The following is a 23,523-nucleotide window of genomic DNA, read 5'->3' as shown; positions in this document are numbered from 1 at the left end:
CGGTAACCGCCTCCCGGGCCCCCAATTGGCCTATGCGCGGGGCATTTGGCTGTTCGAAGGACAGGCGTTCGCCGACGGGTGCCGAACGTGTCCAAACGGTCACCGACCGGACGCGCGCGGGGAGTTCACCGGTCGGGTTCGGGGTCCTGCAGCCAGTTGATGAGCTCGGTGGAGAACGCCGTCGGGTCCTCCTCGTGCGGGAAGTGCCCGAGCCCGTCGAACAGCCGCCAGCGGTACGGGGCTTCGACGTACTGCCCGGAACCGGCCGCGCTGCGCGTGCGCATCACGGGGTCCAGCGAACCGTGCAGATGCAGCGTCGGCACCCGCAGCGGCCGCTTCATCCGCCGGTTGAACTGGATACCGTCCGGACGGGCCATCGAGCGCACCATCCAGCGGTACGGTTCGATCGCGCAGTGCGCCGTCGAGGGGATGCACATGGCACGCCGGTACGCGTCCACGGCCTCGTCCTCCGGCGGGCGCGGCCCCGACCATTCGCGCATCAGACGGCCCACCAGAGCGGCGTCGTCGGCCACGAGTTGGCGCTCGGGGACCCAGGGCCGCTGGAACCCCCAGATGTAGGAACCCGCGGCCGTCTGCCTGACGTCCGAGAGCATCGCCGACCGCCAGCGCCGGGGGTGCGGCATCGAGGACACCGCGAGCCGGCGGACGAGCTTGGGCCGCATCACGGCCGCCGTCCACGCCAGGTAGCCGCCGAGGTCGTGGCCGACCAGCGCGGCGTCGGGCTCGCCCAGGGAACGGACGACGCCGGTGATGTCGAGCGCCAGGTTCGCCGGGTCGTAACCGCGCGGGGTGCGGTCGCTGCCGCCGACTCCCCGCAGGTCCATGGCGACGGCGCGGAAGCCCGCGTCGGCGAGGGCGACCATCTGGTGGCGCCAGGCCCACCAGAACTGCGGGAAGCCGTGCAGCAGCAGGACCAGCGGCCCGTCACCGAGCTCCGCGATGTGGAAGCGCGCGCCGTTGGCCGCGACGTCCCGGTGGACGACCTCTTTCCCGCCGGGCACGTCGAGTCGTACGGCCGAGGCGGGTTGAGCCGAAGGTGTGGCGGGGTCCGTCATGAGGATGAGCGTGCCACAGCCTCGATGGCCTCCGGGACACGCTGCTGCGCCGCCACCTCACGGGGGTGGGGCTTGGCGTTCTGCAGGACGCCCGCCGACTCCTTCATCGAGGCGGCGACCTTCTGCGGGCCCTTGCCCTTCTTGGCCTTCTTCGCGAAGACCGTGCCGATCAGCGCGAGCACCCCGGCGACCAGCACGTTCGCGGCGAAGGAGAGCAGGAAGCAGACCGCGAGGTTCCAGTCGCTCCAGGTCCGGATGCCGTACGCCAGGGCGAAGCTCAGCATCGGCAGGGAGAAGATCAGCACCGCGCCTGCCGCGGAGAACGCCCCGCCGCTGGCCGCCCCGCGCTTGACGTCATGCTTGAGCTGCGCCTTCGCCAGTGCGATCTCGTCGTGCACCAGTGCGGACATCTCGGTCGTCGCCGAGGCGAACAGCTGGCCGATGCTGCGTTCGGCGCCGACCGGGCTGCCGTCGGGTGCGCTCATCGCGATCTCCCTCTTCTGCGTGTGATCGTGCGGTCCTGTCAGATCATGCCGGACCGGCGTTCTCCTCGCCTGCCCCGCCCGTCACTTCGGCAAGCGCGCGTCGCTCGGCCTCCATCTCCGCGGCCAGCCTGCGGTGCTCGGCTGCCTTCCCCTCGTGGATGGCGGCCATGCGCAAGTGGTACTCCGGGTTGTCCAGTTCGTAGATGTCGGGGATGCCGTCCTGGTCCTCGTCGCGGTCCTCCTCCTCGCACAGCCCGCGGTACTTGGCGTTCCGCAGCTTCAGCAGGACGGAGGCGAGTACGGCCGCGATGAGCGAGCCGAAGAGGACGGCCGCCTTGACCTCGTCGGCCAGCACCGGGTGGCCCTTGAAGGCGAGTTCGTCGATGAGCAGCGAGACGGTGAAGCCAATGCCGGCGAGGGAGGAGACCGCGAAGACGTCCGGCCAGGCCAGGTCCTCGCTCAGGGAGGCCCGGGTGAAGCGGGCCGTCAGCCAGGTCCCGCCGAAGATGCCGACCGCCTTGCCGACGACGAGGCCGAGGATCACGCCGAGCGTCTCGGGCCGGGTGAAGACGTCGCCCAGCGCGCCCCCGGAGATCGCGACACCGGCGCTGAACAGGGCGAACAGCGGGACGGCGAGCCCTGCCGACAGCGGGCGCACCAGGTGTTCGACACGCTCGCCGGGGGACTGCTCCTCGGGCTTTCCGCCCGGTCCGTCCTCGCGCCGGTGGCAGCGCAGCATCAGGCCCATGGCGACACCGGCGATGGTGGCGTGGATGCCGCTGTTGTACATCAGGCCCCACACGACGAGGGCCAGCGGGACGTACACGTACCAGCCGCGTACGCCCTTGCGCAGCAGCAGCCAGAAGACGGCGAGGGCGGCGACGGCGCCGCCGAGCGCCGCGAAGTTCAGCCGGTCGGTGAAGAAGACCGCGATGATCAGGATGGCGAACAGGTCGTCGACGACGGCGAGCGTCAGCAGGAAGGCCCGCAGGGCGGACGGCAGGGACGTGCCGATGACGGCGAGGACGGCCAGCGCGAAGGCGATGTCGGTCGCGGTCGGCACCGCCCAGCCCTGGAGGGAGCCGCCGCCGGTGACGTTGACCAGGGTGTAGACGAGCGCCGGTACGGCCATGCCGCAGATCGCGGCGACGACGGGCAGCAGCGCGGCTTTCGGGTCCCGCAGGTCGCCCGCGACGAGCTCGCGCTTGAGTTCGATGCCGGCGACGAAGAAGAAGACGGCGAGCAGGCCGTCGGCCGCCCAGTGTTCGACGGACAGGTCGAGCCCCAGGGCGGAGGGCCCGAGGTGGAAGTCGCGGACGCTCTCGTAGCTGTCCTGGAGCGCGGGTACGTTCGCCCAGACCAGCGCGGCGATCGCGGCGACGAGCAACAGGACGCCGCCGACGGTCTCGGCGCGCAGCGCGTTCGCGACGAAGTTCCGCTCGGGCAGGGAGAGGCGGCCGAGGAACTTGCGGGTGGCGGTGCTGGGCGCGGTCACGGGGGAGACCTCCGGTCGGTAGGCAGGGCAGAGCACATGCCGACCAGACTTCCCGGCGCACCTAGGTCCACGTATCACGATGTTGACGTGTTCTTTAGCTTACCTAAGGTGCCGCGGGACGGATCCGGTGATCGTCACAATAATGACAAAAAGGGCAACCGGCGCGCGCTGCCGGTTGCCCTTCCCGTGTCCCGCGGCCCTCGGGCCCGGACTCAGTCCTCGCTCGGCGCCGCAGGGAGCTTCTGCTGGATGAGGTCCATCACCGTCGAGTCGGTGAGCGTGGTGACGTCACCGAGCTCGCGGTTCTCGGCGACGTCGCGCAGGAGCCGGCGCATGATCTTGCCGGAGCGGGTCTTGGGCAGCTCCGCGACCGGCAGGATCCGCTTCGGCTTGGCGATCGGGCCGAGCGCGGTGCCCACGTGGTTGCGCAGGCCGGCGACGAGTCCCTCGTCCTCGGCGGACGCCGTCCCGCGCAGGATGACGAACGCGACGATGGCCTGGCCGGTGGTCTCGTCCGCGGCGCCGACGACGGCGGCCTCGGCGACCGAGGGGTGCGAGACGAGCGCCGACTCGACCTCGGTGGTCGAGATGTTGTGCCCGGACACCAGCATCACGTCGTCGACCCGGCCGAGCAGCCAGATGTCGCCGTCGTCGTCCTTCTTCGCGCCGTCCCCGGCGAAGTACCTGCCCTCGAAGCGCGACCAGTACGTGTCGAGGAAGCGCTGGTCGTCGCCCCAGATGGTGCGCAGCATCGACGGCCACGGCTCGGTGAGGACCAGATAACCGCCGCCGCCGTTCGGGACCTCGTTGGCCTCGTCGTCGACGACGGTCGCGGAGATGCCCGGCAGGGCGCGCTGGGCGGAGCCCGGCTTGGTCTCGGTGACCCCGGGCAGCGGCGCGATCATCATCGCGCCGGTCTCGGTCTGCCACCAGGTGTCCACGATCGGGGTGCGGTCGCCGCCGATGTGCTTGCGGTACCAGATCCACGCCTCGGGGTTGATCGGCTCGCCGACGGAACCGAGGACACGCAGCGAGGACAGGTCGAACTTCGCGGGGATGTCGTCGCCCCACTTCATGAACGTGCGGATCGCGGTCGGCGCCGTGTAGAGGATCGTCACCCCGTACTTCTGGACGATCTCCCAGAAGCGGCCCTGGTGCGGGGTGTCCGGAGTGCCCTCGTACATGACCTGCGTCGCGCCGTTGGAGAGCGGCCCGTAGGTGATGTAGGAGTGCCCGGTGACCCAGCCGATGTCGGCCGTGCACCAGTAGACGTCGGTCTCCGGCTTGAGGTCGAAGACGGCGTGGTGGGTGTACGACGCCTGGGTGAGGTAGCCGCCGGACGTGTGCAGGATGCCCTTGGGCTTACCCGTCGTCCCCGACGTGTACAGGATGAACAGCGGGTGCTCGGCGTCGAAGGCCTCGGGGGTGTGCTCGGTGGACTGCTCGGCGGTGATCTCGTGCCACCAGACGTCCCGGCCCTCGGTCCAGGCGACGTCCTGGCCGGTGCGGCGCACGACCAGGACCTTCTCGACGGCGTCGGTGCGGCCGACGGCGTCGTCCACGGCCGGCTTCAGGGCGGAGGGCTTGCCGCGCCGGTAGCCGCCGTCCGCGGTGATGACGAGTTTGGCGTCGGCGTCCGCGATCCGGGCCGCGATCGCGTCCGCGGAGAACCCGCCGAAGACGACCGAGTGCGCGGCGCCGATACGGGCGCACGCGAGCATCGCGACGACCGCCTCGGGGATCATCGGCAGGTAGACGGCGACCCGGTCGCCCTTTCGGACGCCCAGTTCGGTCAGCGCGTTGGCCGCCTTGGACACCTCGTCCTTGAGCTCGGCGTAGGTGATCGCGCGGCTGTCACCCGGCTCGCCCTCGAAGTGGATGGCGACCCGGTCGCCGTGACCTGCCTCCACGTGGCGGTCCACGCAGTTGTACGCGACGTTGAGCTTGCCGTCCTTGAACCACTTGGCGAACGGCGGGTTCGACCAGTCGAGGGTCTCGGTGGGCTCGGTGGCCCAGGTCAGCCGACGGGCCTGCTCGGCCCAGAAGCCGAGCCTGTCAGCCTTGGCCTGCTCATACGCCTCCGCGGTGACATTGGCGTTCGCGGCCAGGTCGGCGGGCGGCGCGAACCTGCGCTCTTCCTTCAGCAGGTTGGCCAGGCTTTCGTTGCTCACGACATCTCCCTTTCCCAGGGTGTCCGTTGTGTCCCAGGCCACAGCTCATCAGACCGGGGGGCCCGATGACAAGGGCCGATCCCAAATTGGTTTAGACCTATTCAGGTGCTGTGGGGTCACTCAGGGGCACGGACGGACGGGCGGCCGGGTTCAGTCTGCGCCGCGCCGGCCGCAAGGGGCCGACGGCGCCGCGGAGAACCCCGCTCGATCTCGCCCGGTCGCACCGACGCGACGGCGCCGACCGGGCGGTGCTCAGGGAAGGGGTGTCGTCGCGGAGAGGGCGAAGGGGAGGCCGGGGCGCGGACGCTTTGGCCGTACGGGGATTGGGCCCCTACGGGGTCGGGTCCGTACGGGGTCGAGGTCACGCCCGTACGAGCGTCGAGGCGAGGCTGTGGCGAGCGGGGTGCGGCCGGGTCGGTCCAGGCGGCTGCACCCCGCGCCGGGGTCACGCGGGACTGCGCAGGTCCTCCGGGGCGTCGACGTGGTCGAACAGTTCGGTCCCGTCGGAGCCCGAACCGGCGTCCGCACCGGTCAGCAGGTACGACTGCGCCTCGCCCACGTGGAAGTACATCCCGTGCAGCTCCAGCGCTCCCGCCTCCAGGGCGCGGCGCACGGACTCGTGCGCCCGCAGATGCTCCAACTGCTGCACCACGTTGGTCAGGCAGAGCTGCTCCACCGCGTCCGCCGGGGCCCGGCCGGCGAGCCGGGGCCAGGCCCGCTCGGCGGTGGCCATCCGCTCCAGGCTGGGCGTTCCGTGCCGCAGCCAGCGCTTCAGGGGCGTCTGCGCCCCGCCCGGTTCGGAGTTCAACAGGGCCTGCATGGCGCCGCACCCGGAGTGCCCGCACACCGTGATGGACCGCACCTTCAGCACGTCCACCGCGTACTCGATGGCGGCCGCCACCGAATCGTCCCCGCTCTCCTCGCCGGGCGGGGGCACGAGGTTGCCCACGTTGCGCACGACGAAGAGGTCGCCGGGGCCGCTGGACGTGATCATCGACGTGACGAGCCGTGAGTCGGCGCAGGTCAGGAAGAGCTGCGACGGCCGCTGTCCCTCCCGCGCGAGGCGGGCCAGCTCACTGCGCATCAGGGGCGCGGTGTTGCGCTGGAACGCGCTGATGCCACGGGCCAGTTGGTGCTGGCTGCGACGAGGGGAGCCGGCCGCCGCGCCCGTGTCTCCCGGGCTGTCCGGGTGCCCGTCGGCCGCCATGGCCTGCGGGCTCGTGCCGGGCTCGCAGTGGTGGTTGCGCCAAGGGGTCCAGGGACGGCACCGGCAGTGGGAGCCGTCCGTGGGCTCGGCGATCCGGGTCCCGGGCCGCCGCCCGGCGATCTCGACCTTGCCGCCCTGGGCGAGATGCGTGTTCTGCCAGTCGTGGAGCGACTCGTAGGCCGCGTGGTCCATGAAGGAGCCGTCCAGCTCCACGACGACCGAGGAGCCGCGGGGCACCAGATGCAGGGTTCGGCTGAGCCGCGGCACGGCGAGGAACGTCAACTGCCCGCGCACACCGACGTGATGGACGCCCTCCCTCTCCTCGTGCGTGATCCGGGTGCGGGCGAGGCGGTGCAGGGCGACACCGACGGCCGCGGCGACTCCGATCGCCACGCCTTCCAGGACGCCGAAGCCCACGACGCCGAGCGTGGTGAAGACGTACACCAGCACTTCGCGGTGGCGCGTGACCGTGCGGATGTGGTGCAGGGACACCATCTGGACGCCGACGGCCATCACCAGGGCGGCGAGCGAGGCGAGCGGGATCAGCTCCAGGAACGGGACGAGCAGCAACGCGGCGATCACTACGAGAACGCCGTGCAGCATCGTGGAGTTCCGGCTGACGGCACCGGCGTTGACATTGGCCGAACTGCGTACGGCGACTCCGGCGACCGGCAGTCCGCCGAGTGCTCCGGACACCACGTTGGCGGCGCCTTGTCCGAGCAGTTCACGGTCGAGGTCCGACCGGCCGACGTGGGCGTGCCCGTCCCCTCGCCCGGCCACCAGCTTGTCCACGGCGACGGCGCCCAGCAGCGACTGCACGCTGCACACCAGGGTCACGGTGAGGACGGCGGCGGCGAGACCGAGGACCGGACCCTCGGGCATCCCGGCCAGCGCGTGGCTGCTCCAGGACGGCAGGTCGACCATGGGCAGGCGCAGCCCGGCGAGTGAGGCGGTGACGGTGGCCCCGGCGACGGCGACGAGCGCGGCGGGGACTTTGCGCAGGGCGCTCCCGACCCGCCCGGGCAGCCGGGGCCAGGCCAGCAGCAGAACCAGCGTCAGGGCACTCACCGACACGGCCGCGGGCTGCAGCTGAGCCAACTGCGCGGGCAGCGCGATCAGGTTGGCCGGGACCGAGCTCTGCGGGGTGCCGCCGAGCACGATGTGCAGCTGCGCGACGGCGATGGTCAGGCCGATGCCGGCGAGCATGCCGTGGACGACGGCGGGGCTGACGGCGAGCGCGGTGCGTGCCACGCGCAGGCAGCCGAGGGCCAGTTGGGCCACGCCCGCGAGGACGGTGATGGCGCAGGTCGTACGCCATCCGTAGCGGTGGATGAGCTCGGCGGTGACCACCGTGAGGCCGGCGGCCGGGCCGCTCACCTGGAGCGGGGAGCCGCCGAACCGTCCGGCGACGAGCCCGCCGACTGCCGCGGCGACGAGTCCCGCCTGGAGCGGCGCGTCGGTGGCGAGGGCGATGCCCAGGGACAGGGGGAGGGCGATCAGGAAGACCGCGATGGAGGCCGACACGTCGGCGCCGGCGATACGGAACCGGCGGGGCGGGGTCGGCGGGGGGCTGTGGGACTGGTGGGGGTGCGCGGGCCGAGTCGGGTCGGCGGCGCGGGTGGGGACGCAGGCAGACATGTTTCCCGTCTCCTCCGGGGCAGCGCGGTCGCGGAACAGGTGGTCCCCCGCTCGGTGGCGGGGGGCGGGTCGCGGCCGTGGGTCACGGCGTGCAGCGGCGGGATGATTCAACGCTCGGTAAATGGATCGTAATGCTAAGTAAAGGGCACGTGTGGGCGATACCGGCAAATGGGGCAGTAAATCACTCACGCGAGTGAATGCTGATTTTCATCGGCTTGTCATACAAATCTCCCCGGAAGTCCGTGCGACCTTGACGGCGCTGACGGCACGCCCCTGCACGTCACCCCGAGAACGCCCTGAGCAGCGTTGCCCTGACTGAAGGAAGAAGGTGGGCGGAAGATGGCCACCACCCAGAGGATCGCCGCGGGTGTCGCGCTCGCCGCGGCCTGCGCCACGGCACTCGCCGGCTGCGCCACCGGCACCACCGGTTCCGAGGAAGGCGCGCACGGTGCCAGGAAGCCCGCCGCGGCCCCGGCGCCCAAGAAGGCGTTCCGCCTGATCGGCGACGGCTCGACCGCGTACACCGGAGCGCAGCCGCACCTGCCCAGACCCGAGCGGCTGAAGCCCGGCCAGAAGCCTCCGCAGTTCGTGGTCTTCTCCTGGGACGGCGCCGGGGAGGACAGCCAGAAGCTGTTCTCGCACTTCCGCGAGGTCGCCAAGGACAACAACGCGACGATGACGTACTTCCTGAGCGGCGTGTACATGCTGCCGGAGGACAAGGCCGACCTCTACAGGCCCCCGCAGCACTCGCCGGGCCGCTCCGACATCGGGTTCAACGACGAGCGGGGCATCAAGGAGACCGTGAAGCAGCTGCGCCAGGCGTGGCTGGAGGGCAACGAGATCGGGACCCACTTCAACGGCCACTTCTGCGGCAGCGGAGGCGGGGTCGGCGAGTGGTCGGTCAAGGAGTGGAAGAGCGAGATCGCCCAGGCGAAGTCGTTCGTGAAGTCGTGGAAGACCAACACCGGTCTGATGAAGGCCGCCCCGCTGCCCTTCGACTACGACAAGGAGCTCATCGGCGCCCGCACCCCCTGCCTGGAGGGGCAGAAGAACTTCATGCGCGCCGCCCGCCAGCTGGGCTTCCGCTACGACACCAGCGGCGTCAACGACCAGGTCTGGCCGAAGAAGAAGGAGGGGCTGTGGGACCTGTCGATGCAGCTCGTCCCGGTCCCGGGCCGTGGCTTCGAGACGCTCACCATGGACTACAACTTCATGGTGAACCAGTCGGGCACCACGACCCAGGGCGACCCCGCCAAGCAGGAGTACTGGGGCGACCAGATGCGTGACGGACTGCTCCAGGGCTTCGAGCGCGCCTACAACGGCAACCGCGCCCCCCTGGTCATCGGCAACCACTTCGAGTCCTGGAACGGCGGCACGTACATGCGCGCCCTGGACCAGGTCATCGAGGGCGTGTGCACCAGGTCCGAGGTGCGGTGCGTGTCCTTCCGGCAGCTGGCCGACTGGCTCGACGCGCAGGACCCGGCGACGCTGGAGAAGCTGCGCGGCCTCAAGGTCGGCGAGGCCCCTAAGGAGAGCTGGGCCTCGTACCTCTCGGGCAGCCCGGCCCCGGCTCCCAAGGGAGTCCCCGGGGCCCCCGCCTTCCAGCCGTAACGGCTACACGGTCGCGTCGAGGGCCGGAACGGCCGCCACCGCGTCCTCACTCAGGACGAAGCCGGGATCGACCTGCGCCGCCAGGTCCGTCCCGGTCTTCGCGTTGCCCCAGGAGCCGGCGTTCTTCAGATGGAAGTGCACCATCTGGCGCGTGTAGCGCTCCGGGTCACGGAGCTCGTACGTGGCGTCCGCGGCGGTCCGCAGGGTGCGCAGCGCGCGCTGGTTGACGTCCTCCAGGAGCTCGAACCGGGGCGGCCGGCCCTTCTCCATGGCTCGCACCCAGTCGGAGTGCCCGACGGTGACCAGGAGGTCGTCGCCGACCTCGGCGCGGAGGAAGTCGACGTCGTCCGGGCCCTGCACCTTGTTGCCGACGACCTTCAGGGTGACGCCGTAGTCGCGGGCGTACTCCTTGTACTGGCGGTAGACGGAGACCCCCTTACGGGTCGGCTCGGCGACGAGGAACGTCATGTCGAAGCGGGTGAACATGCCGGAGGCGAAGGAGTCCGAGCCCGCCGTCATGTCGACCACCACGTACTCGTCGCGGCCGTCGACCAGGTGGTTCAGGCACAGCTCGACCGCGCCCGTCTTGGAGTGGTAGCACGCGACCCCGAGGTCGGCTTCGGTGAAGGGGCCGGTGACCATCAAACGGACCGTGCCGCCGTCGAGTTCCACCGGCCGCGCGCAGGCGTCGTACACCGGGTTGTCCTCGCGCACCCGCAGCAGCCGGGAGCCCTCCCCGGGCGGCGTCGTCTTGATCATCACCTCGGAGGAGCCGATCCGAGGGTTGGATCCGCGCAGCCAGTCCTTGATCAGCGGCAGGTGCGCGCCCAGCGCGGGCAGGCCCGCCGCCACGTCCTCGTCGAGCCCGAGCGCGGCCCCGAGGTGCTGGTTGATGTCGGCGTCCACGGCGACGACGGGGGCGCCGGCGGCCGCCAGGTGGCGGACGAAGAGGGAGGACAACGTGGTCTTGCCGCTGCCACCCTTCCCAACGAAAGCAATTTTCATGTTCAGGAAGATAGTGCGGAGAGGGGTCTCACGCGCGCGTGGACGTGAAGAAGACCACTCCTTCGTGGGGAGGGCGGCCGGGGTGCGTAGGGTCGTACTCATGAGTACGACAGGCGCGACCGCAGATCCGCTCGCGGCCCTTGGCTCGCTGCCCGGAGTGGCCGAGTCCGTGGAGTCCGTGCGCAAGGCCGTGGACCGGGTCTACGGACACCGGATCATGCGACGCCGCAGCAACGAGATCACGTCCGAGGCGGCACTGCGCGCCGCGCGCGGTTCCGCGGCGCTCTCCGGAGCCGACTGGGCCCTCGAGGAGGTGCGGCGGCGTACCGACTTCAGCGGGGACGGCGAGGCCCGCACCGTCGGCTCGGCCCTGCGGCTGACGGCCGAGGCGGGCCAGCTCCTCTCCATCTGGCGCCAGTCGCCCCTGCGGGTGCTGGCCCGGCTGCACCTGGTGGCCGCCGCCGACAACGCCGACGAGGTGGGGCGGCCCCGCAAGGACGGCGAGCCGGTCGACGAGCCGCTGGTCGAGCTGCCGCTGCCGGACGCGAACGAGGTCGCGGGCCGCCTCGAAGGACTCTCCCGGCTGGTCATCGCCGGAGGCTCGGCGCCCGCCCTGGTGACGGCGGCCGTCGTCCACGGCGAGCTGCTGGCCCTGCGGCCGTTCGGCTCGCACAACGGCCTGGTGGCGCGGGCAGCGGAACGCATCGTCCTGATCAACAGCGGCCTGGACCCGAAATCCGTGTGCCCGGCCGAGGTCGGCCACGGCGAACTGGGCCGGGCCGCCTATGTGGCGGCCCTCGACGGCTACGCATCCGGCACCCCGGAGGGCATGGCGGCCTGGATCGCGCACTGCGGCAAGGCGGTCGAACTCGGCGCCCGCGAGTCCACCGCGGTGTGCGAGGCGCTGCAGCGCGGCGCGGCCTAGGAGTCGCGGCACATGAAAAACGCCCTCCCTGGGAGGGCGGAAAACTACCCGGACAGGGTTGCGGCGGTACGAGTTCTCGTACCGCCGCTGGCATGTTCACCGGGTTACCAAGCGTCCTCGAGTGTTGCCCATCAGGTCGGGAACTCTTGCCCGTCACCTGGTGCGGCTGGCCCGTAATCGACGGGTCGACGTCGCGTGGGTGCCTGGTGTCCATGCTCGGTCCGTGGGGCCTTGGTGCGTTCTAAGGTGATCCTCTCGGATGTCCTTGGTCTCGCGGGCCGTTAACTTCTTTGTACTCCAGGTTCGGAGGAAGCGGAACCCCTGGCCGTACTTCTTTACTTTTAGCCCTAAAGCGGTGTGAATGGGGCGGCGTTTCGCGCGCCGCAACTCCCGTACCTCGTCGCCTGCTGGTCGCCGCCGTCACACGGCGGGCGTCCGGCGCCGGCTCGCGTACCAGACCAGCCCCGCCGTGGCCGCGGCGCCGCCGATCGCGGCCATGGCGACGAGCGCCGGGCGCGGCGGCACCGACAGGGCCGGCAGGCGCTTCTTCAGCCGGACCGGACGGTGGAAGTCCAGGATCGGCCAGCCCCGGGCGACCGCCTCGCGCCGCAGCGTGCGGTCCGGGTTCACCGCGTGGGGGTGGCCGACGGAGCCGAGCATCGGCAGGTCGGTCGCCGAGTCGCTGTAGGCGTAGCAGCGGGACAGGTCGTACCCCTCGGACGCGGCCAGCTCCTTGATCGCCTCCGCCTTGGTGGGGCCGTACGCGTAGTACTCCACCTCGCCGGTGAAGCAGCCGTCGTCGCCCACGACCATGCGGGTCGCCACCACGCGGTCGGCACCGAGCAGTTCGCCGATCGGCTCGACCACCTCCGCGCCCGACGTGGACACGATGACGACGTCGCGCCCCGCCGTGTGGTGCTCCTCGATGAGGGACGCGGCCTCGTCGTAGATGATCGGGTCGATCAGCCCGTGCAGTGTCTCGGCGACGATCTCCTTGACCTGCTGGACGTTCCAGCCGCGGCACATGGCGGACAGGTACTTCCGCATACGCTCCATCTGGTCGTGGTCGGCGCCGCCCGCCAGGAACACGAACTGGGCATAGGCGGTGCGCAGGGCGGCCCTTCGGTTGATCAGCCCGCCTTGGTAGAACGACTTGCTGAACGTGAGGGTGCTCGACTTCGCAATGACCGTCTTGTCCAGGTCAAAGAAGGCAGCTGTACGGGGCAAGGAGTGGTTTTCCACGAGGCAGAGCATAGGCGCCCACCATTCGGCGTAGTGTGGGGCGCGTGGGTTTGCCTGAGAGGGCTCTCGGGTACACCATGGAAGTCACGGATCGTTCGCGACCGTGCTAACCCGGCCCGACTCCTCCCCCCCCCGAGTCGGCCGTGGGGACGACCCCCGCTCTCCCCCCCGGCGGGGGTCGTCGCATGTCCGGGTGGGTTTCTCCCTTTACGTTCGCAGTCTGTCCGCATCCGGGCCCACTTCTCGGGCCTGTCGACGCGTGCCCATGATCCGTTACTGCGCGTAGTCGTACCACTGCTCTGCGGAAGTTGTACAGAGGTCACCTATGAGAGTGACGGCGATATTCACAGCCTCTGAGTTGTCCACAGTTATCCACCAAGATCCACAAGATTTCCGTGTTCGTTGCACCGTGATTCCAGCGCGACCACTCGCGGCGAGTTCATGGCCGGTTCCGTTTGTCGGACGCGTTTTGGCCGGTTCGTATCGGCCGTTCATATGGGGGCCGGTTGCCGGCTCTTCACACATGAAGGAATCGCGGGGCCGTTCCACGCCCCGCCGAGGCAGCATCGAAGGGGGCTGGAGATCGTGGCCGGAGCCATCACCCACGGCCGGCCGCCCACCGCCGAGGGGCGGCAGGGCGGACCGTTGATCGTCACGGAGGACGTCGAACTGCTGGACGACCTGCTGCGCCTGTGCGCGGCGGCGGGCGCCCGGCCCGAAGTCCACCCGGGGGTACCGGAGCGCGGCGGCGGATGGGAAGCGGCTCCGCTTGTCCTCGTCGGGGACGACGCGGCGGCCCGGGTGCGCGGAGCCGCCCGCAGAAGGGGCGTGGTGCTGGTCGGGCGGGATCAGGACGATTCCGGGGTCTGGCAGCGGGCCGTGGAGATCGGCGCCGACCACGTCCTGATGCTTCCGGACGGGGAGCGGTGGCTGGTCGACCGCATCGCCGACGTGGCCGAGGGCGTCGGCAGGCCCGCGCTCACCGTCGGCGTGATCGGCGGCCGGGGCGGTGCCGGGGCTTCCACACTGGCCTGCGCCCTCGCGGTCACCTCCGCGCGGCAAGGACGGCGCACGCTGCTGGTCGACGCCGACCCGCTGGGCGGCGGACTGGACGTGCTCCTCGGCGGAGAGACGGCCGAGGGCCTGCGCTGGCCGGCCTTCGCCGCCTCCCGCGGCCGGGTCGGCGGCGGAGCCCTGGAGGAGTCGCTGCCCGAGCTGCACGCCCTGCGGGTCCTCAGCTGGGACCGCGGCGACGCGGTGACCGTCCCGCCCCCGGCGGTCCGGGCCGTCCTCGCCGCGGCCAGGCGGCGCGGCGGCGCGGTCGTCGTCGACCTGCCGCGAAGGATCGACGAGGGCGCCGCGGAGGCACTCGCCCAACTGGACCTGGGAGTACTGGTCGTCCCCGCCGAGCTGCGCGCGATCGCGTCGGCCGGACGGGTGGCGTCGGCGGTCGGCATGGTGCTGCGCGACCTGCGCGTCGCGGTGCGCGGGCCGTACGCACCCGGACTGGACGACCGCGAGGTGGCCCGCCTGCTGGGACTTCCCCTGGTCGGCGAGGTCCCCGCCGAGCACCCCCGTCCGGACGGCGGCGTACCGCCGGGTGGCGCCGCACGAGGCCCGCTCGCCCGCTTCTGCACGGCCTTCTGGGAGCGCGTGCCGGCCGAAAGGGGTGCCGTATGAGCCGGCCTCAGAGGATCGGCGAGCGTAAGCGGCTCGGGGCGTACGGGGTCTCCGGTACGGGGCACCGGGTGCGCGGGGTCGCGGACGGCTCGGGCGTGGGACCGGGAGTCGGAGGGGCGGCGAGTGCCGGTTCCGGAGGGATGCCGGGCATGAGCGCGGGCCCGACCATCGGCCGGGGGAGGGGCACGGGAGTCGATACCGGTCCCGGTGGTGGGGCGGGCGCGTACGTGGCGGCGGGTCCCGGTGGTGGCGCGGGCGCGGGCGGGTCAGCGCGGCTGCTGGACGGCGTGCGGCAGTGGCTCGCCGAGAGCGGGGGCGAGCCGACACCCGCGCGGGTGGCCCAGGCGCTGCGCGCACAGGGGCAGGTCCTCGGAGACACGGAAGTACTGGGCGCCGCACACGAGTTGCGCTCCGAACTGGTCGGCAGCGGCCCCCTGGATCCGCTGCTCGCGGACCCGTCGGTGACCGACGTCCTCGTCTCGGCGCCGGACCGGGTGTGGGTCGATCGTGGCGGGGGCCTGGAGCTGACGACCGTCTCATTCCGGGACGCGGCGGCGGTACGGCGCCTCGCCCAGCGACTGGCGGCGGTGGCCGGCCGACGGCTCGACGACGCCCGTCCCTGGGTGGACGCCCGGCTGCCCGACGGCACCCGGCTGCACGCGGTCCTGCCACCGGTCGCCGTCGGCTCCACCTGCCTCTCGCTGCGGGTCGTCCGCCCGCGTGCCTTCACGCTCGACGAGCTGGTGGCGGCGGGGACGGTCCCACCCGGCGGCGACCGGGTGCTCCGGGCCCTGCTGGACGCCCGGTTGTCGTTCCTGATCAGCGGGGGGACGGGGACGGGCAAGACGACGCTGCTCAGTGCCCTGCTGGGGCTGGTCGGCCCCGGTGAGCGGATCGTGCTCGCCGAGGACTCGGCCGAACTGCGGCCCGACCATCCGCACGTGGTCCGTCTCGAAGGGCGGCCCGCGAACCAGGAGGGCGTGGGCCAGGTCGAGTTGCCGGATCTGGTGCGGCAGGCGCTGCGCATGCGACCGGACCGGCTGGTCGTCGGAGAAGTGCGGGGCCCCGAAGTGGTGTCCCTGCTGGCCGCGTTGAACACGGGGCATGAAGGCGGGTGTCGGATGGCTCTGAAGATTTCAGTAGCGCAAGATTCATTTCAGTGGAGATTTCAGTAGCGCACGAAAGATTTCAGTGCGCTCACCCAGGGTGATTGTGGTCCGGCGGGCGTGGAAATCTTGTACCCGCTCCCAGCAGGTAGCGGGGCAGCGGGGTAGAGCCGTCTCCTCGTGCGCCGCTCTGCCAAGGGTGGAGGTGAGCACTGCTGGAGGTGATGCCGCTCGGGGCTGTGATCATGGTGAGGAATTGGTTGAGCTGCGCGGTTGCAGCGTTCACGGAGAAGATGACTGTGTTCCGCCTCACAGGCCAGCTCCGGGTCTAGGAGGTTGTCATCGACAGGCGCTCGCCAAGGTCAGTTCACGTCGCCGGGTTGCCCATCGCCTGCGCGGTGACGGTTGCCAGGACCTTGGCTCCGGGGTAGCGCTCTTCCAGTTTCTTGACCAGAGACTGCACCCGGAGCGGCGTCTCACCGGGGCTGACTCCCCGCAGCAGTGGAAGGGATGGCGGGTCCTCGCCGTTCGACCATTGCCCCTCGACGACCAGGTCCGGCCCGATCAGTCGCCACCCTTGCTCGTGAGCCTCCTCGGCCTGTCGCGCGGGCGGCGGCGTCCGCGTTACTCGCAAGGTCAGTGTGTGCCCGACGTATGGTCCCTCCCGGACCGGTTCCGGCAGCGCTGGCTGAGCGCGGCGGGGCTCGAGCGGGTGCCCTCGGCCGATGGGCCACAATCGCGGCGCGTGCCGTTCGGAGTCGTAGGCCGACAGGTACGGCCGGCCGGTGACCGGATTGACCGTCTTGCGGGCCTGTTCGATCCACCGCTCCAACTTGCGGGAGTACTGCGCACGTTCCCCGGGCGCTTCTGTGACTGGGAGCCCGTAGACCTCGGAGATAGCGCGCTTGGGAGAGAGCCCAAGGCGCAGCGCGTACCCGTACAGGGTTGCGATGGTCTCGGCGCGCAGCCGCACCCCGTTCTTCTTCTTCCCGTGGGGCGAGGGAAGTCCCAGTGAGACAAGCCAGATCGAGCTGCGGGGCGCCTCATAGGACGCCTCGGCAGCCTTCTTGATCCGCTGTACCAGCTCAGGGTCGTCGCATGGCCGCCGGGCGTTGCGCCTGGTGCGCGGGGGAGGGATGTCCCGAACCTCCCCGGCGCTCCAGGTCCGCCAGCTGATATCGACCTCGATTACCCACCCCGGCCACCCGTAGAGGTCTCGCAGGACGAGGCCTTGGTTGGTCAACGCTCCCGACGCCACCTGTCCACTATCGCAAAGTGCCCGGTGTCCGATGGCTTTCCGTCGCCCTGCAGAAAACCCCCGATTTTGTCGGCCAGGATCTGGCGGTGATCGTCGCGAGCCTTAGCGCAGGGCTCCTGGCACTTCCGCCCAGGGGTTACGAGCAGAGCCTGCTCGCTCCCCGCCTGGACAGTGCTGTGAGCAGGCCCGAGCCGAGAGGCGCAGGGATGGATACCTGGCACGTCGACCTAGACCTCGTTGTCTTGCTCCTGGTCGGTCTGCTGACCGCTTACGCGGCCTACAAGTGGAAGGATCTGGCAACTCCCCTCACCGTGGGGGCCGTCGTCGTGACGCTTCTCGTGCTCCTCCTGCAGGGACAGGACGGAGGAAGCTCCGAGCAGCGGGTACCGCCGACCTCCTGCGTCTACGAGGTCGAGCGCTGTCAAGAAGATGGTGGAAGGGCCACCGCGACGCCGATCAGCACTCAAGGGCCTGCCCGCGAGTGATGCTCCCCGATCTGGCTGGGTACGGGCGGCTCGAGCTGCGACGGCCTGTCCGCACCCAGCGCGCAGCACCGTCACTGGTCCTGCCGGGCCTGTTGCTCCTTCTCCCAGCGGTGATAGCTCCAGGTCCCGCGCCACGCCCGGATGCGCCGGTGGGCGCTACCGATCCGGCTGTCGAGGACGTGGTACTCGGGATCGGCCAGTCGGACCAGGTCCTGATCGACGCCCAGGGAGATGCCGAAGAAGGTGCCGTCCTGGACCTCCTCGTACAGGGCATTGCCGCTGACGACAACCGTGTTGATCGGAGCCTTGGCCCGGTATGCCTCACGCCGATCGGGCAGGAGCACTGTGTGGGAGAGGTCTGAGAGATCGAACCAGTCATCAGCGAGGGGGACGGCGTTGTAGCCGAAATCGTTGACTCCGAGGTACCACGATCGGTAACCGCCGACGTTGCCGAAGTAGTGCTCCTCGAAGTAGCCGAAGCGGCGGTTGCCGAGCCAGGCTCGATGGATGACGGCATTGTCGGCGAGATCCGCGAAGGTGCTCTTTCCCAGCCGGATACGCGTTTCATGGACCCGCACCCAGGGCCGGAACCACCAGCTGGCCGTGGTGATCCCGTACATGACCACGATGTCGTCCTCGCACCATGTGACCAGGTAGCAGAGCTTCGACAAAAGCCAGGTCCGGACAGTGAGTTCTACCTGCCGCCCCTCGGCGTCGGCTCCTTCGCGCTCCTCTGCCGGGGCAATCCGCGTGCAGTGCATCGTTGACTGCCATGTCGGTTCACCGAAAAGGGACTCGACATAGTCGTGCCTGACGCCTGGCGCGATCTTGCGCAGGCGGATGGTGGCATAGAGCCGGCGGCCGACGGTACGGCGCCACCCTTCAGTCAGGGTCTTGATAAGGGTCCAGCTAGCGACCAGCACTCCTGCCAGAGTCCAGAGGTTGAGGGTGGTGCTGTACCAGGGCTCGGGATCGGGCTTCATCGCTGAAGAATGCCGTATGCCCCAGGTCCGCAGCAGTCTGCTGTGGGTGGCCAAGCAGGTCAGGCGCATGCCGCCGGGGATGTACAGCGCAACTGGGCGTGCGGGTACAGGCGTTCTCTGCATACGAAAAGTCGCATGTACTTGAGCTGGGTGCAGCTGCCCGAGGCGAGCAGTCCGCAGTCAGCCCGGAACTCCGCCGCTCCCGTCCCAAGAGGGCTCGCGTAGCTGCAAGGTCCTTGGACTGGGTGACTCGTGAAGCCGGCCTCGAGGATGAGGCCTTGGCGCGGGGCTTCGGCGTGTGGTCGGGCCCGGTCAGAACATCTCGTGCGGCAGGCGGTAGCTGATGTCCATCCGCTGTACGGGGATGGACAGGTTTCCTCGGACAGTCCCACTCACGTTTGTGGCAGTGGCACACCACTCGACCTGGACAGGCTCCGATGCCTCTCTCGTGCTGTGAAGAGCCACCGGATCCAAGGTCATGGTGGCGTGCGGCCGCAGGTCTACGGCCGGGTAGCGGATGACCAAGTGGCCGTCCTCGTACTCCATTTCTGGATACTGGGAGTCCGTCCGGGCGTAGTTGAAGTACCCGACGGGACCCAGGGTGCTGGTCAGATTGTGAAAGCCCCGGGATCCGAAGGTCACAGGTGGGGTGGGCCAGTCCACCTCCTCCTCAGCGACGAGACAGGCCTGCACCGTGTCGGGAATCCTGAGAATGACTTCGACCTGCTCGATGAATGTCTCCCCGGGGTTGGCCAGTCTCAGGCGCAAGGGTGAGCCGATGCGGTCGATCTCGCGTGCGAGCGACAGATCCATAGTGGCCTCGAAGGCGTCCAAAAACTCCTCCACCTCGTCTCGGAACTCTTCGCGGGATCGGCGCTCCGGAGTCCCGACCAGGCCGCTCATGGGGCCAAAGGGAGGAGGTTTGGGCTGCGGCTCGTCCAGCTGCCTCAGCAGGCCCTTTTGGAGCAGATTCCGTGCCTCCTGGCGGACTCCGTCAAGCGCGCTGTTCACGGCGATCGTCGCGTTGGCGGGGTCGACGGTGACGTCGATCCGCTGAGCCGCGCGTCGGGCGCGGTCGGTGAGAGCCTCGATCTCGGGTGGCCGGGCAGGCTGGGTCTTGCCCGCATACCGGTGGAAGACGGTTCCCGGGTAGAAATTCTGGAACTCCTTGCGCAGTGTGTGAATCGGGTCACCCCAACGTGGTGGGAAGACATCGACCAGCATGACCTGCTGCGTTCCTTCACCGTTGTCGAACGGGACGTAGGTGAACTGGTAGCGGTCGAAGTCGCCGAGATAACGCCCCAGCCAGGAGTCGACCTTCTCGATGTCGTGTGGCGTCACGCCGTAGAGGGCCTTTTCATCAACGCCTACCAAGAGGTAGGCATGGCCGTCGGCCCACCGAGCTGCCACATCAGGCGAGCGGTTGGCGAACCCGAGGACCGCCTTCGAGACGGCGAAGGCTCCCTCGGCTTTCGACACGTCATGCTGCGACTTCCACTCCAGCCAACGCGACTCGTCTGCGCTGCTCGCGCCGAGGACGGCTCTGATCAGCGCCTGCTGTCTCTTTAGCCCTACTACTGGCTGATCTGCCTCGAAGTTCAACGTCACGGTCGATCCAGAGTCCTTGTCATCAGGTGAACTTCCAGGATGGATGGTCACACTGACAACACCGACTGGTTTTCGCGGGCGGCACCGACCCGGGAAGGCCTGACGACGGCCATAGCGCCCGAGCTGGCTGCCCGTCCCCACCGCCGGCACACCGGCACGGTCAGGGCACAGTGGGTGCGTCGCCGGACAGTCGCTCGTGGCCGCGGGCCAAGCCGCCGCGCGGGGGGCAGGTGCCCGAAGCCGGGCGCCGCAAGTTATCCACAGGCCGGCGCGTGACCGGCCGCAGGCCCGTACGGTGTGGGCTTCGCTGATCACGAGCACGGGGGTGCGTTGTGCCGTACGAGGTTGATCTGGCCATCCAGGCGGAGGATGCGCTGGATGAACTGCCGCCGGAGGGACGGCAGGAGGTCATGGAGACGATTGCCGCGGCGGTGGTGCGGCCGCGCGCGTGGCCAGAGCCCGGCGGGTGGCATGCGGCGGTGGTGTTCGGGCCCCGCTCGTGGGTGTCGTTCACCGCGTTCCTCGGCGGCATCGAGGTGATCGACGTGGGCTGGGCGGGCTGACGCAGTCCGGCGTCCTCGAAAGGAGCGCGGCCGCGCAAGCCAGCACGTCTTGCGGAGTGTGCTGGGAGAGTAGACCGTGCAACTGCGACTCAAGACGGTGACGCCTCTCGCGTCGCTCGCGGGCGAGACCGGTCGTGATCCGCTCGCTCAGGACGTCCCGAGGGCGCCGGCCGCTGGCTGCCGCCTCCCGGCGGATCGCGGCATCGACGTCCTGGGGGAGGTCGACATTGAGCAGGACGCGGCCATCGCGATCTGGGTAGTGCGTGGTCAGCACGTCGATCGGCAGAACATCGTCCAGCCGGCGCCGCAGCCGGTGCAGGGCGCGGCCCGGACTCGTGCCGCTGTGCACCGTCATCAGCCGGGTGCGGTCGGCGTTCGCCGCGAACGACATCCTGCGACGTGCCCGGTCGAGCTCCCGGGCAGTGGCGGGTCTGGTCAGGGAGATCTCGACGGCGTACTGGCGCATCGTCACGAGTGGGCCTGCCGCGGTGCGGGACTGCCGGGACCGGGACGGCGCCGGTGTGCGGGCAGGCGCGTGTGGATGTGCTCGTGGTGGCGGAGCGGGTCGAAGGGCTCCCAGTCGGCTACGGCGAGATCACCGGCCGTGGGGGTGGCGTCATGCTGAAGGCACCTCTGGCTGCGCCAGCGCAACTGCTCCTGATACGGCAGCGCGGACAGGCTGTAGACGGCCATGACGTCCGACGGCAGCGCCAGTTGACCGCGCTGCACGCTCACGGGCACCAGACTCCACACGCCACGCGGAGCACCAGAACCGAGCACCTTGGCGCTGCAGCGCTCGCGGCGCCGGGTCTGGGTGACGCACTGGATCTCCTCGATGGGGCAGGCCGCCAGGTAGCGCAGGTACAGCAGTTGCACCACGGGCCTGGCCGGGCGGCAGACCTCCTCACCCGGTCGCGGGCCGTTCGGCGCCGGTGCCGCCGACGGGGCGAAGACCCCGGCATCCAGCAGTCTGCGCGTGCGCAGCGCAAGACAGCGCCGCAGCCCGGACAGCTGCGGTGCCTCCGGCGGTGCCGGACGCGCGGGACACAGCACGGCGTGCGGCAGGCGGCACCAGCTGCTTCCGTCGCCCGAGGGATGAGCGACGCCGGAGCTGACGTGCCAGCGGCATGACTCCGGCACCCGGCTGGCGGGCATCTCGTGCGGATGCAGCCGCACCCGGCGCTCGTTACTGCGCACGTACCACTCGACCGGATTGCCGCACTCGCGGCAGGACGCGGTCTGGCCGCAGCGCAGCAGCCGGCTGACGCCCTCCGGGTCGACCCGCAAGGACCTGCGGGGTAGGGCGCTCACGCGGCTGCCGTCCCAGCGCCGCGCAGAAGGATGAGGCGAAGAGCACATGCGGGCGAAGCTGCCAGCCAACACGCCGCGTCGACAGCACCCGGCCCGCCGGGTCCCCCGGGCAGCCCAAAGCGGGGCGACAACAGTGCGAACGGCTGATCGCGCGTTCGATGTGCCACTGCCGGTTCGGGTGATTCGCGGCAGCCCACGCCGCCCTCCGATCAGCCGTCGGTGCCCCGGGGCGGCTCGTGTCCGCGACAGAGGGTGGCGAAGAGCTCGTCGAACGGCGTGTCAAAGGCATGGGCGAGGGCGTGCCACGTCTTGAGCGTGCCGACGGTGCGCCCCTGCTCGATCTCGATCACAGTGCGCCTGGCCAGGCCGCTGCGGGCCGCGAGCTCGTCGTAGCTCCACCCGCGGGCGGCCCGCAGCCGCGCCAGCTCCAGCCGTAGCGCGTCGAGGTCCGGATCGGGCGGCAAGATCGTCACCCGCCCATCCGACGGTGCAGACCCCTGCCCTGTCAGTGCAGACCTCTGCCCTATTTCTCCCGGTGGCCTCGGCGGCGAGAGTGCAGATGTCTGCACTACGGTGGCCGCCGCCCGCCACAGGTGAGGAGGGTCCGGTGCGGGATCGGGAAGGAGGCGCGCTTGTCCATGCGACTGCGCACGGCGTGTTCTGCGGCGCCGCGTGCCTGGACGGTGGAGCTGCGGTCCCAGGCCGGCCGACTGGTCATGACATGCCAGCAGTGCCCCCTAGCCAGTCGGCCGGTCACCGCGGCCTCCGCCCGGTCGGCCGCACTGGCTCACCTTGCCCGGCACGCCCGCGGTGATCTGCGAGCACCTCATCTACGGACGTGCCACTGCCATGAACGCGGCTGCCGCTGGCACCGCCGCCACCGCGGGTGCGACGGGCCCATCCGCCTGCTCCTGGCCTGCGAACGCGGTGGCCGGGTATGGCGCCTGGCCGACGCTTGCGGTGCGTGCGCCGCCGCAACAGACCAGGCCGCCGTCGTTCCCGACACCGTGCTCGCCGGTTCCCTCCGTCCGTCCTCCGAACGACCGCGCCGACCCCGGCCCGCGAGGGGGCCGGGCGAGCGCGTGAGAGTGGGCGAGATCCTCAGCTACCTGGCAGCGGCCCTTCCCGCGGACGCATCCGCCGATTCAAGGCTTCTCGCCCTTCAGTGCGCGCTGCGCATGAACACGTGGATGCGGGTCGTTCTCCCCAGGGGCATGCTGCGAAGTCTTGGCATCGACGCGGCGGAAGCCTGCAGCGAGCTGGGGCAGACGCGGTGGCTGAACAGGGTGGACGGCCCCGGAACGGGAGGGATTGCCGCGCAGCTGCGCGATGCCGCGCTGCTGGCCCAGCCGCCCGCCCGCCCCGACCGACGGCAGGCTGCGGACTGGGCATTGCGTAGGGGGAGCCCGGTGCGGATGGGTGTGGCGGAGCCACGCCAGCGGCTGCTGGGCGTCTATCTCATGGCTCACAGCGATCCGTGGTCAGGAGCGGGACTACGCGAGTGTGACCAAGTCCTGCGTAACTGCGGTATGCCTGTTCAAGAACTCCTCGGCGCGATGAGCCGCCTGACAGACAGCGGTGTTCTGGAAGCGTGGCAGATCTGCCCGAGCTCAGGCGACCTGCACTGGACTCTTGTACCGGCACAACGATGACATCGAGCCAACGACCTCGTAT

At 70.2% G+C, this 23,523-nt stretch carries 18 protein-coding genes and 1 pseudogene; 7 read left to right on the top strand and 12 right to left on the bottom strand.

Annotated elements, in window-relative coordinates; translation table 11 throughout:
* Positions 1 to 125: 125 nt before the first annotated feature.
* From ACZ4VA_RS25890 to ACZ4VA_RS25870, 5 genes are all read right to left on the bottom strand, one after another.
* Positions 126 to 1,076, bottom strand: coding sequence for an alpha/beta fold hydrolase (locus ACZ4VA_RS25890; RefSeq protein ID WP_355788194.1), 951 nt, complete (start codon positions 1,074 to 1,076; stop codon positions 126 to 128).
* Positions 1,073 to 1,561 carry a phage holin family protein gene (locus ACZ4VA_RS25885; RefSeq protein ID WP_355788197.1) on the bottom strand — a complete coding sequence of 163 codons (489 nt, stop codon included), beginning with the start codon at positions 1,559 to 1,561 and terminating at the stop codon, positions 1,073 to 1,075. Before ACZ4VA_RS25885 ends, ACZ4VA_RS25890 begins: the two co-directional genes overlap by 4 nt.
* A 43-nt stretch (positions 1,562 to 1,604) precedes the next feature.
* Positions 1,605 to 3,056 carry a Na+/H+ antiporter NhaA gene (gene nhaA / locus ACZ4VA_RS25880; protein ID WP_356163801.1) on the bottom strand — a complete coding sequence of 484 codons (1,452 nt, stop codon included), beginning with the start codon at positions 3,054 to 3,056 and terminating at the stop codon, positions 1,605 to 1,607.
* 212 nt (positions 3,057 to 3,268) lie between these two features.
* A complete protein-coding gene (acs, locus tag ACZ4VA_RS25875) occupies positions 3,269 to 5,269 on the bottom strand; it encodes an acetate--CoA ligase (protein WP_355779574.1) in 2,001 nt (666 codons plus the stop codon).
* 403 nt (positions 5,270 to 5,672) lie between these two features.
* Positions 5,673 to 8,072, bottom strand: coding sequence for a bifunctional SulP family inorganic anion transporter/carbonic anhydrase (locus ACZ4VA_RS25870; protein WP_468082606.1), 2,400 nt, complete (start codon positions 8,070 to 8,072; stop codon positions 5,673 to 5,675).
* A gap of 339 nt (positions 8,073 to 8,411) precedes the next feature.
* Here ACZ4VA_RS25870 and ACZ4VA_RS25865 point away from each other — a divergent pair, with 339 nt between their 5' ends.
* Positions 8,412 to 9,683 carry a polysaccharide deacetylase family protein gene (locus ACZ4VA_RS25865; protein ID WP_355779567.1) on the top strand — a complete coding sequence of 424 codons (1,272 nt, stop codon included), beginning with the start codon at positions 8,412 to 8,414 and terminating at the stop codon, positions 9,681 to 9,683.
* 3 nt (positions 9,684 to 9,686) lie between these two features.
* On the opposite strand, the gene ACZ4VA_RS25860 is transcribed toward ACZ4VA_RS25865, so the two are convergent.
* The gene (locus ACZ4VA_RS25860) at positions 9,687 to 10,688 is read right to left on the bottom strand and encodes an ATP-binding protein (protein ID WP_356163803.1); all 1,002 of its coding nucleotides are present in this window, start codon (positions 10,686 to 10,688) and stop codon (positions 9,687 to 9,689) included.
* A gap of 100 nt (positions 10,689 to 10,788) precedes the next feature.
* On the opposite strand from ACZ4VA_RS25860, the gene ACZ4VA_RS25855 reads away from it, so the two are divergent.
* Positions 10,789 to 11,613 carry a Fic family protein gene (locus ACZ4VA_RS25855; RefSeq protein WP_355779561.1) on the top strand — a complete coding sequence of 275 codons (825 nt, stop codon included), beginning with the start codon at positions 10,789 to 10,791 and terminating at the stop codon, positions 11,611 to 11,613.
* A 420-nt stretch (positions 11,614 to 12,033) separates the two neighbouring features.
* On the opposite strand, the gene ACZ4VA_RS25850 is transcribed toward ACZ4VA_RS25855, so the two are convergent.
* Complete coding sequence (locus ACZ4VA_RS25850; RefSeq protein WP_355779558.1) at positions 12,034 to 12,867, bottom strand: HAD family hydrolase; 834 nt, start codon at positions 12,865 to 12,867, stop codon at positions 12,034 to 12,036.
* Between the two features lie 573 nt (positions 12,868 to 13,440).
* Between ACZ4VA_RS25850 and ssd the strand changes: the two genes are divergently transcribed.
* Both ssd and ACZ4VA_RS25840 read left to right on the top strand, forming a co-directional pair.
* A complete protein-coding gene (gene ssd / locus ACZ4VA_RS25845; protein WP_355779556.1) occupies positions 13,441 to 14,535 on the top strand; it encodes a septum site-determining protein Ssd in 1,095 nt (364 codons plus the stop codon).
* A 149-nt stretch (positions 14,536 to 14,684) separates the two neighbouring features.
* Positions 14,685 to 15,653, top strand: a pseudogene (locus ACZ4VA_RS25840) (TadA family conjugal transfer-associated ATPase); the annotation flags it as partial.
* Positions 15,654 to 16,008: 355 nt separating this feature from the next.
* Here ACZ4VA_RS25840 and ACZ4VA_RS25835 read toward each other — a convergent pair.
* A complete protein-coding gene (locus ACZ4VA_RS25835; protein WP_468082605.1) occupies positions 16,009 to 16,899 on the bottom strand; it encodes a hypothetical protein in 891 nt (296 codons plus the stop codon).
* A 17-nt stretch (positions 16,900 to 16,916) separates the two neighbouring features.
* Here ACZ4VA_RS25835 and ACZ4VA_RS25830 point away from each other — a divergent pair, with 17 nt between their 5' ends.
* Entirely contained in the window at positions 16,917 to 17,384 is a 468-nt protein-coding gene (locus ACZ4VA_RS25830) for a hypothetical protein (protein WP_468082604.1), read from the top strand.
* Between the two features lie 71 nt (positions 17,385 to 17,455).
* On the opposite strand, the gene ACZ4VA_RS25825 is transcribed toward ACZ4VA_RS25830, so the two are convergent.
* On the bottom strand, positions 17,456 to 18,367 hold the full coding sequence (locus tag ACZ4VA_RS25825; RefSeq protein ID WP_468082603.1) for an ETEC_3214 domain-containing protein: 912 nt from the start codon (positions 18,365 to 18,367) through the stop codon (positions 17,456 to 17,458).
* Between the two features lie 312 nt (positions 18,368 to 18,679).
* Positions 18,680 to 19,975 carry a hypothetical protein gene (locus ACZ4VA_RS25820; RefSeq protein WP_468082602.1) on the bottom strand — a complete coding sequence of 432 codons (1,296 nt, stop codon included), beginning with the start codon at positions 19,973 to 19,975 and terminating at the stop codon, positions 18,680 to 18,682.
* A gap of 332 nt (positions 19,976 to 20,307) precedes the next feature.
* On the opposite strand from ACZ4VA_RS25820, the gene ACZ4VA_RS25815 reads away from it, so the two are divergent.
* Positions 20,308 to 20,538 (top strand): hypothetical protein, encoded by a 231-nt coding sequence (locus ACZ4VA_RS25815; protein ID WP_468082601.1) that lies wholly within the window; start codon positions 20,308 to 20,310, stop codon positions 20,536 to 20,538.
* A 468-nt stretch (positions 20,539 to 21,006) separates the two neighbouring features.
* On the opposite strand, the gene ACZ4VA_RS25810 is transcribed toward ACZ4VA_RS25815, so the two are convergent.
* Positions 21,007 to 21,849, bottom strand: coding sequence for a DUF6083 domain-containing protein (locus tag ACZ4VA_RS25810; protein WP_468082600.1), 843 nt, complete (start codon positions 21,847 to 21,849; stop codon positions 21,007 to 21,009).
* A 209-nt stretch (positions 21,850 to 22,058) separates the two neighbouring features.
* Positions 22,059 to 22,322 (bottom strand): helix-turn-helix transcriptional regulator, encoded by a 264-nt coding sequence (locus ACZ4VA_RS25805; RefSeq protein WP_468082599.1) that lies wholly within the window; start codon positions 22,320 to 22,322, stop codon positions 22,059 to 22,061.
* A gap of 615 nt (positions 22,323 to 22,937) precedes the next feature.
* Here ACZ4VA_RS25805 and ACZ4VA_RS25800 point away from each other — a divergent pair.
* Positions 22,938 to 23,501, top strand: coding sequence for a hypothetical protein (locus tag ACZ4VA_RS25800; protein WP_468082598.1), 564 nt, complete (start codon positions 22,938 to 22,940; stop codon positions 23,499 to 23,501).
* The last annotated feature ends 22 nt before the right edge of the window (positions 23,502 to 23,523 follow it).

Source organism: Streptomyces sp. NPDC028308 (assembly GCF_055565855.1).
Note: the sequence above shows the minus strand (reverse complement) of the source record. Positions and strands in the feature narration are given on the sequence as shown.

Coding starts and splice junctions, on each gene's coding strand:
- ACZ4VA_RS25890 (WP_355788194.1), bottom strand. CDS start 1,076: ATGACGGACCCCGCCACACCTTCGGCTCAACCCGCCTCGGCCGTACGA.
- ACZ4VA_RS25885 (WP_355788197.1), bottom strand. CDS start 1,561: ATGAGCGCACCCGACGGCAGCCCGGTCGGCGCCGAACGCAGCATCGGC.
- ACZ4VA_RS25870 (WP_468082606.1), bottom strand. CDS start 8,072: ATGTCTGCCTGCGTCCCCACCCGCGCCGCCGACCCGACTCGGCCCGCG.
- ACZ4VA_RS25865 (WP_355779567.1), top strand. CDS start 8,412: ATGGCCACCACCCAGAGGATCGCCGCGGGTGTCGCGCTCGCCGCGGCC.
- ACZ4VA_RS25860 (WP_356163803.1), bottom strand. CDS start 10,688: ATGAAAATTGCTTTCGTTGGGAAGGGTGGCAGCGGCAAGACCACGTTG.
- ACZ4VA_RS25855 (WP_355779561.1), top strand. CDS start 10,789: ATGAGTACGACAGGCGCGACCGCAGATCCGCTCGCGGCCCTTGGCTCG.
- ACZ4VA_RS25850 (WP_355779558.1), bottom strand. CDS start 12,867: ATGCTCTGCCTCGTGGAAAACCACTCCTTGCCCCGTACAGCTGCCTTC.
- ACZ4VA_RS25825 (WP_468082603.1), bottom strand. CDS start 18,367: ATGAAGCCCGATCCCGAGCCCTGGTACAGCACCACCCTCAACCTCTGG.